10 protein-coding genes are annotated in these 16,367 nt (G+C 63.9%); 5 read left to right on the top strand and 5 right to left on the bottom strand.

What is annotated here, in order from left to right; genetic code table 11:
• Positions 1–141: 141 nt before the first annotated feature.
• Positions 142–906, bottom strand: a complete 765-nt coding sequence (locus H2Z84_RS11005) for a UTRA domain-containing protein (protein ID WP_181836016.1) — start codon at positions 904–906, stop codon at positions 142–144.
• A gap of 214 nt (positions 907–1,120) precedes the next feature.
• Here H2Z84_RS11005 and H2Z84_RS11010 point away from each other — a divergent pair, with 214 nt between their 5' ends.
• The 5 genes from H2Z84_RS11010 to H2Z84_RS11030 all read left to right on the top strand — a co-directional run bounded on the left by H2Z84_RS11010 (position 1,121) and on the right by H2Z84_RS11030 (position 5,788).
• Positions 1,121–2,218: an ABC transporter substrate-binding protein gene (locus H2Z84_RS11010; protein WP_181836017.1), complete on the top strand. Its 1,098-nt coding sequence runs from the start codon at positions 1,121–1,123 to the stop codon at positions 2,216–2,218.
• Between the two features lie 186 nt (positions 2,219–2,404).
• Positions 2,405–3,319: an ABC transporter permease gene (locus tag H2Z84_RS11015; protein WP_181836018.1), complete on the top strand. Its 915-nt coding sequence runs from the start codon at positions 2,405–2,407 to the stop codon at positions 3,317–3,319.
• Positions 3,316–4,107 carry an ABC transporter permease gene (locus H2Z84_RS11020; RefSeq protein WP_103524931.1) on the top strand — a complete coding sequence of 264 codons (792 nt, stop codon included), beginning with the start codon at positions 3,316–3,318 and terminating at the stop codon, positions 4,105–4,107. The genes H2Z84_RS11015 and H2Z84_RS11020 overlap by 4 nt, the downstream gene beginning before the upstream one ends.
• Before the next feature lie 26 nt (positions 4,108–4,133).
• Positions 4,134–5,138 carry an ABC transporter ATP-binding protein gene (locus H2Z84_RS11025; RefSeq protein ID WP_103524930.1) on the top strand — a complete coding sequence of 335 codons (1,005 nt, stop codon included), beginning with the start codon at positions 4,134–4,136 and terminating at the stop codon, positions 5,136–5,138.
• Entirely contained in the window at positions 5,138–5,788 is a 651-nt protein-coding gene (locus tag H2Z84_RS11030; protein WP_258869372.1) for an HAD family hydrolase, read from the top strand. The genes H2Z84_RS11025 and H2Z84_RS11030 overlap by 1 nt, the downstream gene beginning before the upstream one ends.
• A 46-nt stretch (positions 5,789–5,834) precedes the next feature.
• On the opposite strand, the gene pbpC is transcribed toward H2Z84_RS11030, so the two are convergent.
• From pbpC to H2Z84_RS11050, 4 genes are all read right to left on the bottom strand, one after another.
• Positions 5,835–8,027, bottom strand: a complete 2,193-nt coding sequence (gene pbpC / locus H2Z84_RS11035) for a penicillin-binding protein 1C (protein ID WP_258869373.1) — start codon at positions 8,025–8,027, stop codon at positions 5,835–5,837.
• Entirely contained in the window at positions 8,017–13,707 is a 5,691-nt protein-coding gene (locus H2Z84_RS11040) for an alpha-2-macroglobulin family protein (protein ID WP_181836020.1), read from the bottom strand. Before H2Z84_RS11040 ends, pbpC begins: the two co-directional genes overlap by 11 nt.
• 89 nt (positions 13,708–13,796) lie before the next feature.
• A complete protein-coding gene (locus H2Z84_RS11045) occupies positions 13,797–15,050 on the bottom strand; it encodes a DUF1615 domain-containing protein (RefSeq protein WP_181836021.1) in 1,254 nt (417 codons plus the stop codon).
• Between the two features lie 123 nt (positions 15,051–15,173).
• On the bottom strand, positions 15,174–16,364 hold the full coding sequence (locus H2Z84_RS11050) for a YjbE family putative metal transport protein (protein ID WP_181836022.1): 1,191 nt from the start codon (positions 16,362–16,364) through the stop codon (positions 15,174–15,176).
• Between the last annotated feature and the right edge of the window lie 3 nt (positions 16,365–16,367).

Raw genomic sequence — 16,367 nt, forward strand, 5'->3', positions numbered from 1 at the left:
CTCCGGAAATGAGGAACTGCTTGCAGCATGTAACAAGCTGTCATTGCCGGTCTGTAGCCATGCTGTATCACTTGGTAAGCATTTGTAATGAAACTGTGTGCAATTGTTAATTCATGACGAATTTCACCAATAATTCGCAGATTAACCCATTGGCATTGCCGTGATACCCAGATCACCCGGCTCGGCCGGTAGCTGGCTGTCCACCGACAAGCGGATGGCATCGTGCCGCCAGTATTCGACATCGCAATCGATGATGCGCTGCTGCTGGTCGTAGTTGATGCGGGTGATGCGCAGAATGGGGCTGCCGTCAGCCAGCATCAGCGCCTGTGCCACCTCGCCACGCGCGGCCGTGGGGGTGATGTCAAAGCGCGAGCGGCGATACTGCAGGCCATAGCGTGTCTGATAGAGCTCGGTCAGCGATTGCGACAGGTCTTCGTTCATGATGCCGGGAAAGCATTCCGGCTTCAGATAGTGCTCGACATACATCACCACGCGGCCATCCAGGCTGCGCTGGCGACAAATCTGCAATACCCGCGCCAGCGCCGACAATTGCAGCCGCTGGCTCATCTCCGGCGTGGCCACCATGCTGCGTACCGACAGCACCCGGGTATCCACCCGCCGCTGCTGCTGTTGCACCATCTGCTGGAAATGCACCCGGTACTGCGGGTTGTATTCCAGCCGCGGCGGCGCAACAAACCAGCCACGCCGGTCCTCGCGATAGATGCAGCCTTCGGCCTCCAGCGCCAGCAAGGCATCTTTCAGGGTGATGCGGGTAGTATCAAACAGCTCGGACAAGCTACGTTCGGACGGCAGTTTCCCGCCGGGCGGCAACAGTCCCCCCTCGATCTGCGCCAGCAGGGACTGTCTGATCCGGGCGACCTGCGTCTGGTTATTTTCAGCTGACATGCTCTGGACTAGTCCATGTTGATTTGACTGGAGCTTAGTGTTTAGCAAACTCAAATGACAAGCCTGCGACAGCATGTCGGAATATGACCAAAACAGGTCGTACGCAAGACTTCACACAATAGACACGGAACTGAAACTTGCCTCACATCATTTCGTCACCTGCACTGCCTATGATCGCCCTGCTCATATTGACCTAGTCCAAAGGATGGAACCAATGAACAAGAAGCTGATGGCCGCAGTTGTATTGTCCGCACTGAGTGTTGGTGCTTCCGCTGTGCATGCACAGGATCTGAACAGCCTGATCAAGGCGGCAAAACAGGAAGGCGAGCTCACCACCATCGCCCTGCCGCATGACTGGTGTGGCTATGGCGACCTGGTGGCCGGCTTCAAGGCCAAGTACGGCATCAAGGTGAACGAACTGAATCCGGACGCTGGCTCCGGCGATGAAATCGAAGCCATCAAGGCCAATAAGGGCAACAAGGGCCCGCAGGCACCGGACGTGATCGACGTCGGCCTGTCCTTCGGTCCGCAAGCCAAGGCTGCTGGCCTGATCCAGCCGTACAAGGTGTCCACCTGGAACAGCATTCCGGCCGAGGTGAAGGACAAGGATGGCTACTGGTACGGCGACTACTATGGCGTGCTGGCCTTCGAAGTGAACACCGACATCATCAAGAAAGTACCGGCCGACTGGGCTGATCTCCTGAAACCGGAATACAAGAACGCCGTGGCGCTGGCTGGTGACCCGCGCACCGCCAACCAGGCCATCATGGGTGTATACGCTGCCGGCCTGTCGCAAGCGGCTGGCAACCCGGCCAAGGCCGCCGATGCTGGCCTGAAATTCTTCTCGCAGCTGAACAAGAACGGCAACTTCGTGCCGGTGATCGGCAAGGCTGCCTCGCTGGCCCAAGGCACCACCCCCATCATCGTGCGTTGGGACTACAACGCCCTGGCCGACCGCGACACCCTGAAGGGCAACCCGAAAGTAGCCGTGGTAGTACCGAAATCCGGCGTAGTGGCCGGCGTTTACGTACAGGCCATCAGCGCCTACGCCCCGCACCCGAACGCCGCCAAGCTGTGGATGGAATACCTGTACTCCGACGAAGGCCAACTGGGCTGGCTGAAGGGCTATTGCCACCCGAGCCGTTTCAACGACCTGGCTGCGCGCAAGAAAGTACCGGCTGACCTGCTGTCCAAGCTGCCGGCTGCCGCCAGCTACAAGAAAGCCGTGTTCCCCACCCTGGAACAACAGGAAGTGTACAAGGCCACCATCACCAAGCAGTGGGACAGCGTGGTGGGCAGCAACGTCAAGTAAGCCCGCCGGTATCCGAGCACCCAGACCTCATGGCCGTGCAAGCGGCCATGACGGTTTTTGATCCCACCCATCAGGGACCAGACCCGACCCTGCCCGCGCGGCAGTACAACAGCAAGGCAGCGACAGCCCACCGGCCCCACCGTTGCTGATGCCGGGCACTCCCTTGTACACGAGGCTGCACCACGGATGAGTACTTCACCCGATTCCCTCACGCACCACCCCGAGCCCGGGGCAGGACAGATCCGCAAGGGTCTGACGCTGTCTTCGCTCAACTGGCTGGGCGTGGCACCGTTTTTCCTGTTTGCATTGCTGTTTCTGATCCTGCCCACCGCCACGCTGATGATAGGCGCGTTTCAGGATGCCGACGGCCACTTTACCCTGGGCAATATCGCCAGACTGTTCGACGACAGCATCCTGTCGGCTTACTGGATCAGTTTTGAAGTCAGCGCGGCCTCGGCGCTGGGTGGCACGCTAATCGGCCTGGCACTGGCGCTGGCCGCCATCCAGGGTGGCTTGCCGCAATGGATACGCCCCACGCTGATGACCTTCTCCGGCGTGGCCTCCAATTTTGCCGGCATTCCGCTGTCCTTCGCCTTTCTGTCCACCCTGGGCCGCATGGGCCTGGTAACGGTATTGCTGCGCAACTATGCCGATTTCGACCTCTATGGCAGCGGCTTTTCCATTCTCAGTTTTCTCGGCCTGACACTGACCTATCTGTACTTCCAGATTCCGCTGATGGTGCTGATTGTCACCCCGGCCATCGATGGCCTGCGCGCCGAATGGCGTGAAGCCTGCGAAAGCCTGGGCGGCAACAGCGTGGCCTACTGGTGGCATATTGCCCTGCCCATCCTGTGGCCCAGCATCATGGGCTCGGCGCTGTTGCTGTTCGCCAATGCCTTTGGCGCGGTGGCCACTGCCTATGCACTGACTGGCAGCTCGCTCAATATCGTGCCCATCCTGCTGTATGCGCAGATCCGTGGCGACGTGCTGCACGACCAGAATCTGGGCTACGCCCTGGCACTGGGCATGATCGTGGTGACCGGCCTGTCCAATGCCGGCTATATCTGGCTGCGCAGCCGCGCCGAAAGGGGGCGTGAATGAAATCGACATCCCGACTGGGCGCCTGGGTGGCCATTGCCATCGGCACCCTTTATTTTGTTCTGCCGCTGATCGCCACCTTCGAATTCAGCCTGAAGATGAACCGCGACGGCTACAGCTTCGAGGCCTACAAGGTGGTGCTGGCCGACCCCGGCTTTCAGGCTACCTTTGGCTACTCCACGCTGATGGCGGTACTCACCATCATCGTCGGCATCCTGCTGGTGGTGCCCACCGCTTACTGGATTCAGCTGAAGCTGCCACGGTTGCGCCCGCTGGTGGAGTTCATCACCCTGCTGCCGCTGGTGATTCCGGCCATCGTCATCGTGTTTGGCTACCTCAAGCTGTACAACAGCAGCTCCTGGCTACCGCTGACCGGCAATGAACGCGCCACCGACCTGCTGTTGATGTGCAGCTACGTGACGCTGGCCCTGCCCTATCTGTACCGCTCGGTAGATGCCGGCCTCAGGGCCATCGACGTGCGCACGCTGACCGAAGCGGCCGAGAGCTTGGGCGCCAGCTGGCCCAGCATCCTGCTGCAGGTGATTTTTCCCAATGTGAAATCGGCCATCCTGTCCGGGGCCTTTCTCACCTTTGCGGTAGTGATTGGCGAATTCACCATGGCCAGCCTGCTGGGCCGCCCGGCCTTTGGCCCTTACCTGCAACTGATCGGTGCCAACCGGGCTTACGAGCCTTCGGCTCTGGCCATCATCGCCTTCATGGTGACCTGGGCCTCGATGGGGCTGATCCAGGTATTCGCCCGCAATGCCCGCCCGGCCCGCAAGACGGCCTGAGCACAGACAGAATTCAAGGAACCAGCATGGCCTATCTCACCATCAATAATCTGCACAAGCGCTTCGACGACCACGTCGTGGTGCACGACTTCAACATGAGCATCGAACAGGGCGAGTTCGTGACTTTCCTTGGCCCCTCCGGCTGCGGCAAAACCACGGTACTGCGCATGATCGCCGGCTTTGAAACCCCCACCTCCGGCCGTATCTGCGTCGGTGGCGAGGACATCACCCAGCAGGCCGCACAAAAGCGCGGCATCGGCATGGTGTTCCAGAGCTATGCGCTGTTTCCCAATATGAACGTGACGCAGAACATCGGCTTTGGCCTGAAAATGCGCAAATGCCCGGCCGACGACATCAAGCGCAAGGTGGCCGAGGTGATCAAGCTGGTGGAGCTGACCGGCAAGGAGAACCACTACCCGCACGAATTGTCCGGCGGCCAGCGTCAGCGCGTGGCGCTGGCCCGTGCCCTGGTAGTGGAGCCGCGCATCCTGTTGCTGGACGAGCCCCTGTCGGCACTGGACGCGCGCATCCGCAAGAACCTGCGCGAACAGATCCGCGACATCCAGCGCCGCCTCGGCCTGACCACCATTTTCGTCACCCACGATCAGGAAGAAGCGCTCACCATGTCCGACCGCATCTTCGTGATGAACCAGGGCCGGGTGGAGCAGGAAGGCCGCGCCGAAATCGTCTACACCGAACCGGCCACCGAGTTTGTTGCCCGTTTCATGGGCAATTACAATCTGCTGGGTGCGGCCGACACCAACCGCCTGCTGGGATTGAACATCAGCGGCCACCTGGCCATCCGCCCGGAATCCATTCACGTACTGGACGGCCACAGCCAGCAGGACGGCACCCTGGCCGGCACCATCCGCCAGCACCAGCTGCTGGGCAATATCATCCGCTACCAGATTGAAAGTGCCGGCATCACCCTGCAGGTAGACCGGCTGAACCGTACCGCCAGCGACCTGATGCCGGCCGGCACCGAAGTCCGGTTGCAAATCAGCCGCGACGACATGCGCGAGGTACGCTGATGCTGGCCATTTTCGATCTGGACGATACCCTCACCGACGGCGACAGCTCCAGCCTGTGGCTGCAATTCATGGTGGAACACGGCCTGGCCACCGCCGACATGCTGCCGCGCGAGGCCGAACTGATGGCAGCCTACCGCCGGGGCGAGCTGCGCATGGAAGACTATATGGAATTCACCCTGCAGCCGATGCAAGGCCGCAGCGTGGAGGACATGGCCGAGTGGGTGGAGCGCTTCATCGCCGACAAGATCGCGCCCATTGTCTTTCCGACCGCACGGGAAACCCTGGCACGCTACAAGGCAGAAGGCCGCACCCTGCTGGTGATTTCCGCCACTGGCGAGCATCTGGTGGGGCCGATTTCACGCTTTCTGGGGGCGGATGACTTTCTGGCCATCTGCCTGGAAACCCAAGATGGCTGCTATACCGGCCGCACCCATAGCGTGCTGACCTATCAGCACGGCAAGGTGCTGCGCCTGCACGACTGGCTGACGCAGCACGGGGCCGCGCTGGCAGGCAGCCATGGCTATAGCGACTCCATCAACGATGTGCCGCTGCTACAGGCGGTGGAGCAGGCTTATACGGTGAATGCCGACCCGAAACTGGCCGCCGTGGCAGTACAGCACGGCTGGACCCAGCTGAACTGGCAGCGCTGAAGCCGCCTGCCAGGGCTGGTGACACCATGGGGGCGGGGCAGCAACCCTAGTGCGGCATACCGGGGGGCATACTGCGCCCCGGCGGCCGGGCTGGTGGCTTGAGCATGGCACCCCGCACCTCGAAGCCGACGGCCTCCACCTTGCCCCCCTTGCCATCGCGCAGCTCCAGCCGGTGCCGCCCCGGCCAGGGGAACCAGCGCAGCACCGCGCCCTTGCCCAGCAATTTTCCATCCAGCCACCACTGTGCCGCCACCACGCCACGTGCACGCAGCAGCAGCCGTTGATTGGCCGGTGGAATATCCGGATCAATGGCAAAAATGCTGCCATCCAGCGGGGAGACGATGCCCGGGCTTTGCGTCGTGGCCTTGCTGTCTGCGCTCTCGATCAGACTGCGCTGGCTGCCGGCCAGGAACCACTCCTGGCGCTCGGCCTCCTCCCCGCCACGGTAACGCACCAGCTGGCGCACCACCCCGGCTGGCGCGGACGGCGGCAGCGACGGCCCGGCGGCACTTTGCGCCTTGTCCAGCACTGCCATCCAGATCGGCGCGGCACCATGCATGCCGGACACATCCCACATCGGTTCGCCATTGCTATTGCCCACCCAGCTGGCCACGGTGAACTGGCGCGAGAAACCCACCGCCCAGTTATCGCGCATGTCCTTGCTGGTGCCGGTTTTCACCGCGCTCCAATAGCGGGTGGACAGCACGCTGTCCAGACCAAAGGTGCGCGCGCGGGCCGTGCGGTCGGCCAGGATGTCGGCAATGATGAAGCTGCTGGCGGCATCCAGCTGCCGCTGCCAGCGCGGCGGCGGATCGGCCATGGTCCAGCGCAATGCCGAGGCACGTCCCTGATTGGCCAGGGTGCGGTAGGCATTGGCCAGCTCCAGCAGGCGGATGTCGGCCGCCCCCAGCGCCAGGCTGTAGCCGTAATACTCGCCATCCTGTTGCAGGCTGCTCAGCCCCAGTTGCGTCAAACGGTCGCGCAGCGCCTGCGGCCCCACCATTTCGATCACCCGCACCGCTGGCACATTCAGCGAGGCCGCCAGCGCGGTACGGGCCGACACCAGTCCCTTGAAATCCTTGGCGTAATTCTGCGGCGCGTACAAGCCGCTGCCGGTCTGCAAATCCAGCGGGCTGTCATTGAGCAAGGAGGCGGCAGTCAGGTAATGGCGCTGCAAGGCCAGCTGGTACAGGAAGGGCTTGAGGGTGGAGCCGGCCTGGCGCAGCGCGGTTACCCCATCCACCTCGGCGGCACTGGAAAGTGCCGCACCGCTGGAACCCACCCAGGCCAGGATGTCGCCGCTGGTATTGTCCAGCACCACCAGTGCACCATCCTGCACATTGCGCTGCGCCAGTGCCGCCAATTGCCGGCGCAGCACACTGGTGGCATAGCGCTGCAGGGTCTGGTCCAGCGTGCTGCGCACCACCCCGCCCTGCGCCATGGGCTGGCGCTGCAACAGCTTGCGGGTGAAGTGCGGCGCGTCCTGCTCGGCCTGCGGATTGGCGGCGCGGCTGCGCGCCAGTGCCTGGCTGGTATGGATGGCCACCACATCGCAGCGTGCCGGCTGCCCCAGCTCGTGTAGTAGCTGGCAGGCGCGGGCCGACACCTTTTCCGCTGGCGCATTGGGCGCACGGATCAGCGCCACGGTAATGGCGGATTCTTCCTGGTTCAGCCCGGATGGCAGCTTGCCAAACAGGGTGGACGACAAGGCTGACAGGCCCACCAGCTCTCCACGGAAGGCCACCAGGTTCAGGTAGGCTTCCAGGATTTCCGCCTTGCTCCAGTGCTGTTCCAGCCAGGCGGCAGACCAGCTCTGACCGACCTTCTGCCACAGGCTGCGGCCATTGCGCCCGGCCTTGAGCTCCTGATCCAGCAAGCCGGCCAGCTGCATGGTGAGGGTGGAGGCGCCACGAGTGCGGGTGTTCCACAGATTGCCCCAGGCGGCGGCAGCCACCCCAGACCAGTCCACCCCGCTGTGCTGGTAGAAGCGCTTGTCTTCGGACAGCACCAGCGCCTGACGCAAGGCCGGCGAGGTATCGACCAGGCTGACCCAGTCCTGCCGCCGCCCCTGCTTGTCCACTCGCCAGCGTTGCAGCGGCTGGCCGTGGCGGTCTTGCACGATGACATCCGACGAGCGCCACGCTGCCTTCACTTGCGCAAAGCCGGGCAGCGCCAGGCAGGGGCCGCTCAACAGCAGCGCCGCCAGCAGCAGCGCGCCACGCATCCGCTTACTGGCCATCGACCACCCGGAACGCTGCATTGGGCAACATGCCGAACACCTCGGGCGCATACAGCGCCTCGACCCGGGTCGGCGGCAACTGGAACAGACCGGCATTGCCCAGCCGCATGCTGTATTCCACTTTCAGGCTGCCGCGCGGTACAAAGCCGTAATAAGCGCGATAACCGGCAAAGCGCCGCTCGACATAATCAGCACCGTCGCCCTGCCGTGCTGCATCGCCGGCGATTTGCGAATCCCGACCCAGCCCGCTGCCCTGGATGCTGGCCCCGGCCGGGATCGGATCATCCACCACCACCCAGCTCATGTCGCTCTGCGCGCTAATCTCCAGCGTCACCTTGACCACGTCCCCCACCTGATAACGGCCGGCAGTGTGCTGGCTGATGGGAGTGAGCGTCTTGCGTATGCTGTAGCCGGCGTAGCGCGGGGCCTTCAACACCACCGCCGCTTCGGCCTGCACCGTGGCCCAGGGTGCGCCGCTGCCCTGATGGCTCAGTTGCAGCGTGCCGCGTCCGCCAGCCGGCCACGGCAACAACACGGCAGCCTGATTGCCTGCCTGCGGCCAGCTCTGCTTCTGGCTGCTGCCTTCCAGGCTCAGCATGCTGCTGCCGCTGACCGGGGTGCTTTCAAACTGGCGCGAGAACTGCGCCACTGCCAGGCTGCCCCACAGATTGGCCGTGGTGGTCTGCCAGTGGCCCTTGTTCTGCCGCGCCAGCAGGCCGGTAAGCAGGCGTGGCACATCGGCCTGCCATTCCGGCCGACGGCTGGCCAGCAGCAACAGGCGTGCGGCATTGACATCGCCATTGCCCATCAGCCACCAGGCGTTGTCGGCGGCCTCGGTGGTAAAGCCCATGCGGCTGCCCTGATAAGTCAGCCGCGCCCGCAGCAGATTGGTCGCCTCCACCAGCCGGCTGGCGCGCTGGGGAATGGTGGCGGCGCGATCCAGCAGGCTCAGCCAGTCCAGCAGCATGGCCGTGCTCATTTTCTGCGGATTGAGCTCCAGTACTTCCAGCATGGCCGGACGGAAGCGGCCATAGCGTGCCAGCGCCTCCATGGCATTGAGCCGGCGCGCATCCAGATCCTGGCGTGAGGACAGCAGCTCGCGCTTGATGCGGCCTTCGACAAAGGCAGTCAGCCCGTCCAGCATGCGCTGGCTGCCGGCTTGCGGCAGGCTGACGCCGGCTTCGTGCGCCACGGCCAGCAGATGCGCGGTGAGGATATCGCTGCCACGGTCAGCAGCCCCCTCGCCCAGCGGGAAGTAGGCCGCCAGGCCGTTGCCATCCAGATACAGCGGCAGCTCCTGCCCAATCACCTGCCAGGCCGCCTTGTCGCCCAGCCCCAGCGCCACCGCGCTACGTTGTTCCAGGCAGTGGTAAGGATATTCGGTAAACCAGCGCCGCACCGCCGGCAAGCTGCTGCCCAGGCGGTCCTGCAGCTTGATGCGCAAGCCGCCGCGCCCCGGCAGGGCAGCGGGTGGCAAGGCCACAGGCAGCGACAGGGACGGAGCCAGCCGTTGCAGGCTGGCCTGTTCCACCGTCACCGGCACGGCTGGCTCTACCGGCTGGGGCACCGCTAGCCGGTCGCTGGCCTTGCCATTGCGTTCACTGGCCTGGAATTGCCACTTCAGCTGCGCCAGCTCAGCCGGCACCGTCACCGGCCAGCTCACCCAGCGCGACTCGCCCACCGGCAGGCTGACGGCTTGCGGCGGCAATGAGGGCAAGCCTTCAGCCGCAGCCTGCACCTGCAGCTGCAAGGGGTGGTCGCTACCGTTACGCACGGTGATGCCGGCCTGTAGCTGGTCGCCGTTGCGCACCAGCGGCGGAATGCCGGCGCTGATCTGCACATCCTGCACCACATTGATGCCGGCCTCGCCGGTGCCGAACTGGTCGCGCCCGACATCGGCCACCGCCACCAGGCGGAAGCGGCTGAGGGCATCATTGGTATTGAAACGCACGCGGGCGTGGCCATTGGCATCCAGCACCACGCGCGGCTGCCAGCTGAGCAGGGTGTCCAGCAGTTCGCGGGTAGGTGCCTTGCCACCACCGCCACCCGGTGGCAGGGCCTTGCGGCCAAAGTGACGCTTGCCCACCACCTGCTGCTGCGCGGTGGCGATTTCCACCCCGTAGCTGTGGCGCTGGTACATGGCCTGCATCAGCTCCCAGCTGCGATTGGGCTGCAGCTCGAGCAGGGCTTCGTCCACTGCGGCAAAAGCCACTTCGGTGCCGGCCGGTGCCGGCTTGCCATTGGGCAGCCTGACCTTGATATCGGCCTCTACCGGCTGACGGATGCCATAGCTCTTGCGCAGCGGGCTGACTTCCACTGCCAGCCGCTTGGCGACATCACCGACCCGGATTTCGGCAATGCCATATTTGAAGGCCGGCCGGGCCAGATCCACCAGCGCCGTAGCCGGGGTGTAATCCCTCCCTTCATGCCAGTAGGCATCCCACCACTCGCCTGGGGTTTTCCAGCCCCAGGTAAAGAAGGAATACCACGGCACCTCGCGCACCCGGCCACGGATGGCCAGCACCGACACATACACATTGGGCGTCCAGTCCGGCTCGACCTTCAGTTCGATCACCGGCTGCTTGCCTTCCAGTTCCAGCACGCGGGTTTCCATGATGCCGTCGCGCTCGATGCCCACCCAGGCCGTGGCCTTACGGAAAGGCATGCGCACCTGGAAGCGGGCGATGTCGCCGGGGGCGTAGTCGGTTTTCTCCGGCAGCACATCGATACGGTCGTTGTTGTCGACATCGAACCACAGCTCGTCATGCTCGCTCACCCACACTTGCTGGGCGGCCTGCGCCAGATTGCCCTTGTCGTCCTGCGCCTGGGCCACCAGCTCCATTTCACCGGCATCTTTCAGGCTGATGTCGCACAACAGCAAGCCACGGGCATCGCTGCTGCCGCTGCATACCTGACCCTTGTCCACCACTTCTTCATTGTGTTCCCAGGCGTAGAAGCCACCCACCAGCCGCTTGCGGCTGGACAGGTAGCGATGCTCGCGCAGGCTGACCTGCACCTTGCGGCCAGCCACCGGCTTGCCGGTGGTATCCAGTACCACCACCTTGAGCGGGACTTCGCGCCCGCTGTTCATCCAGCTTTCCACGCTGATGCCCAGTTGCAGGGCGGATGGCCACAAGGCCAGGCGGCGGCTGATGGTCTGCACCTCGCCATTCGGGTCGCGATAGGCGGCTTCGGCCTGCAGATCGTAGCGGCGGTCCAGCTTGGGCAGGCCGTTGACCATGGCTTTGCCATTGCCGTTGCCATCCAGCACCACTGCGGCCTTGTCCAGCACCACCTTGCCATCCAGCGAACTGTCGCGCTGTTCGCGGCTGCGTTGCGGCGCGGAAAAATTGTAGTCGTCGTAGCCCTTCCAGTAGCCAGAGCTCTCCGTCAGCATGGCGCTGACTTCCACCGGCCAGCCTTTGGCCGGGCCGCCGTTGCCCCAGCTCAGCGATACGTTGAGCGGCAGGCTGCTGGCGGCAATGCCGGCATCACGCGCACTGCTGATACGGCCACGCATCACCGGCAAGCGGAACTCTTCCACCCGGAAACTACCGCTGTGCAGCGAGTAGCCATCCAGCTCGGGACTGGACGCCTGGCCCGTGTCCCCGCTGCTGCGGCTGCCTTTGCGCTCCAGATAAAGGGTGTATTCACCCAGCTTGGCCTCGCGCGGCAGGGTAAAGCTGCTTTCGGCATAGCGCCCCTGCCGCCAGCTCAGCGGCAGCACGAATTCGTCGCTGCTGCCATCGTGCACAATGCGCAACTGCTGCGGCAGCTGTCCGGCTTTCAGCAGCGACAGGCCACGGCTGTTTTGCACTCGCAACAAGTGCTTCATCGACACGGTTTCGCCGGCACGCAACAGGCTGCGGTCCAGAATGCTGTGTGCCAGCAGGGCCGGGGCAGCGTCGCTGCGCGTGGGAAAGGGAAAACGCCAGGACTCGATACCCTGGTTCCAGCTGGAGCGGACAAAGGACACATCTTCATTGCCCTGGGCATCGCGCGCATGGGCGGTGACGAACAAGCCGGAGGACTGCTCGTCGCCGTGTTCGCAGCTGCCCTCGTCCAGCCGGCCGCCAACAAAGGCCACGCCCTTGCTGTCGGTGCGGCCCTGCCACAGGGTGCTGCCCTTGCAGTCATAGATGGCGATGCGCGCATCCGGCACCGGCCGCCCCTTGTCGAGGGTAGTCACCCACACCGCAGCATTTTCCGGCGAACGCTTCAGATGCACCGCCATATTGCTGACCAGGGCCGCCGTGCGCACATACATCGGTTTGTCTGCCGCCAGCAGCGCTTTGCCCAGCAGGCGCGAGGACACCTCCACCACGTACAGGCCCGGCTTGGGTAGCGGAATGCCCACCACCTCGAACGGCCATTTGCCATTGGCATCCGGCTGGGTGGGCAGCTTCAGTGGCTGCGCGGCGCGCTCGTGGCTCAGCAGCGACAGCCGCCGGCTTTCCACGTCCTTGCCCGCCTTGTTGGGAATGCGCGACTCATGATAGCGCTCCACCTTGTTCAGCCATTGCAGCATCTGCCGGTCGTCGGACAAGCGTAGCGCCTGGCCACCCAGTTGCACCGTCTTGATGTTGAGTCCTGCCTCTACCCCGCGCAGGGTAATGGGCAGGGCGGCATCCGGGCCGGATTCGATAATGCCGAAGGGAGCCGCGGCAAACTTGGCCAGTGGCGGATAGTCGGCCAGCTTCACCGCCAGCGGAAAGCGGGCGGCATTGGCCAGCGGGCGGTCAACCTCGTCACGCAGCTTGTCCGGCAACACCAGGCTGAAGTTTTCCAGTGGCGGAAACGGTGGATCAAAGCTCACGCTGTCCACCGGTTCGCCGTGGCTGTTTTTCACCGCGACCGGCTTGCGCTCACCCTCACTGCCGCGCAAGCGAATGGCCATGGCCAGTTTTTCCGGTACCGGCGACGTGAAGTTGAGAGTAATCGGGGCAAAGGGAATGCAGGCACCGCGCGCATTTTCGCGCTGGCAGCTAAGGGCGGCAGTAAAGGGCGGCCGCACCTGGAAATTCAGCTTGTCCGCCATGGCATTGCCGCGCGGATGCAGCAAGGTGAGCTTGCTATCCGCCGGCAGGCGCTGGCTGCAGCGCACAGTGGCCACGCTGGCGGCCTCGCCCTCCAGCCGCAGGTGCTTGAGCAGGATGCCGCGCTCGGCTGCACTGACCGGCTGTGCCGGCAAGCGCTCCGGCGAGGCCGAAGACAGGCAGAACAAGGGGCCGGCCTCGGCTGCCCGTGCATTGAACTGCACCGCAAAGACCTGATCTTCCTCGATATGGCCGGGATCCGGCCAGCTATTGCTGATGACCGGCAGCCCGGTAAAGAAACGGAACTGGCGCACACCGCCAGGCATGCCACCCTGCATGTCTTTCAGGCCGGGTTTGAGATTGAAACGGCAATCGGTATTGGCCGGCGGCATGGCACTGATGTCCAGCACCCAGGTCTTGTCATCCACCCAGTGCCCCTGCCCCTTGAGCGAGCACGACCAGCTGAATGGCGCGGCGGCTGCGCTATTGCCCAGCGCCACCATGCTGTCGCTGAAACTGGCGCGAACCTGGCTGAGTGTCTTGATCTCACCTTGCGGGCTGAAGGTGACAATGCTGGAAGCGCTGGCCAGGGTAGCGCTCACCAGCACAGCGGCAAGGACAAGGGGGCGTAGCAAGGTTGCCATGGCAAAATCCGGTGAAATTTGCCAACATCATACAACGCTGCGCCACGCGCACCCACTTATCGCGGCAAGAATCCTCCCTGCCCTGGCGCTCAGGATGCTGCGCCGCGTTCCATGCACTTCTGGTAACGGCCATCCACCCGGCGGGCAAACCACTCGGTGGTGAGCTGGTGGGTAAACTTGGGGCTGATCAGCACGATCTGCGGAATGATCTGGCGCACTGCCGATTTGCCGGACTGCTCGGCCAGCGCAAACACCCGCTTGTAGACTTCGGTCTGGCTGAAACCGGACAGCTTTTCCTGGCGCAAATCACGCGCCATCTCGTCCGGGCTCATGCGCAAGCGCCCGGCCAGGCTGTTAAGCGCGCGCTGGGTATCGCTGGTGGCACCGGACAGCACGCGGTTCATCTTGTCGCTATACAGCATGATGTCGCCATCCAGCGCCAGCTTCTGCCCGGACAGATGCTGCACCGCCTGCTGGAAAGCGGCATTGCGGCTGGCATAGCGCCCGGCGTTGTAGTCGGCAAAGCGGTAGACCATGTCCGGATAGCTGATGGGATATTGCAACAGGATGGCAGAGCCGAAATACACGCTGCCGCGCAGGCTGAACACTTCGTCGCGCAGGCTGCTGTAGCTGTAGGGATAGGGCCAAGCGCGGATCTGGGTTTCGGCAAAGGCCACGCTCACCTGCATCGGCCCGCCATCGCGGATGGGGTTCTTGTGTTCGAAGATGGTCTGGCCGAACGGCAGTTCGCGGATCATGTCCTCAAACAGCGCATTCATCTGCTTCTTGGTGCGCAGCGCATTCACCCTTTCCTTGTAGCTTTGGCCATTGGGCGATTTCTTCAGCATGGCGGCATCCACCACCAGCGAGGGGATGAAATACTTCTGCCGCCGCTCTTCGATCTGCCCCCAGACAATCTTGGACAGATTCGGCACCACCGGATCGGGATTGAAGCCGGACTCCTGCTCTGCCACCGCCAGCACCGCGCAGAAATATTGCGGCGCGTAGGGAATCTTCAGATGAGTAAAGGCACTCATGATGTCGCCATGCCATTCGCGGCGAGCCGGAATGCCACGCGGTAGCAACTTGTCCAGCAAGGCTGCACCGGCTTGTTCGTTGTTGTAGGCCGGCTGCAACGGTGCCGGCACCGGCTTGCTCGCAGGCGCACTCGCTGGTGGAGCCGGCTGAACCGGTGTTGGCAGCGGAGCAGGCAACAGGGTTTGCGGATCGGGCATCGGCGCCGGACGCACGGCCGGTGACACCACCGGCGCAGGAAGAGGAGCCACGCTGCTGGCGCAGCCGGCGAGGGCCAGCAACAAGCCGGCAGACAGATAACGGTACATGTGGATCAACCTCGAAAGCCACCGCGCACTCACGGCGGGCAGGCAAGAATGCGGCAGGCCGGGATAGTAAACAATGGCGGCAGCGTTGCCCAGCCACTTGTCCGTCACCCAGCCTGTCCGCGCTCAGTGTTTCAGTTTGGTACTGGGGGCCGGCGTCGGCAAAAAACCCTGGCTGAGCAGATGGAACACCAGCCAGCCCAGGGCGCACACGCCGATCAGCACGGCAAGCCCCAGCAGCAGCTTCACCAGCAGCGCCATGCGTGGCGAAGCCTGCAGACCATCCTTGCGTGCTGGCCGCGCCGCACTGTCGGCGGCGACAGGCTTGTCAGCGCCCGCGTGGATCGCTGCCGTCGCCGGTGGCGACTCGCTGCCGGCTGCCCTTGTGGCCACCACCTCCACGCTGGCAGGCGGGGATGTTTCAGATGCAAGGGCCACTGCGGCTACGTCTGCGGACATGGCGGCTGTCACTGGGCTCAGTGCCATCGCCTCACCACTACCCTGCGGCCCGGCATCCTGCTGCCCGACAGGCATAGCGAATACGGCCGCCTGCGGCGTGGCTCCCGCCTCGCCAATGCGCGCCAGCCGGCTCATCAGGCTTTCCAGCCAGCCCAGTGGTGGTGGGGGGGTGAGTTTCGCCGCACGTTCACGGATGATGCGGCTTTCCACCAGCACAAACACCACGCACAGCAATGGCACCACCACCTGCAAGGCCGGTGCCTGGGTATTGATCCAGTCGGCCAGCAGCGGGTCGGACACGGCGATCTGGCCGGCCACCCAGCCCAGCAGGGCAGCACCCAGCGGAATCAGCAGGGGAACATCATTCAGCAGGCGGGCAATGAACAGGCTGCCATACATCAGCAGCGGCACGCTGAACAGCAGGCCGAGTATCAGATACAGCACGCTGCCCTGCGCTGCCGCAGCCAGCGCCACCACATTGTCCAGGCTGAGTACCAGGTCGGCCATCACCACCACCGACACCGCCGACCACAGCTGGCGGCTGTCGGCAGCACTGCCGGGCAGCGCTTCGCCATCGTCATCACCCAGCAGCAGCTTGATGGCAATGCTGATCAGCAAGGCCGCGCCCAGCAGTTTCAGCAGCGGCACTTGCAGCAGGAAGCCCACCACCGTGGTGAGCAAGACCCGCAGCAGGATGGCAAAGCCGGTGCCCAGCAGCACCGCCTTGCGCATCAGCTGCGGCGGCAGCGAGCGGCAGGCCACCGCGATCACCAGCGCATTATCGCCACTGAGAATCAGGTCGAGGAAAAACACTTGCAGCGTCATGCCCAGCGCATGCATCAAACCATCCAGCTCCATCAC

The organism is Aquitalea aquatica, assembly GCF_013911085.1.
Lineage (GTDB): Bacteria > Pseudomonadota > Gammaproteobacteria > Burkholderiales > Chromobacteriaceae > Aquitalea > Aquitalea aquatica.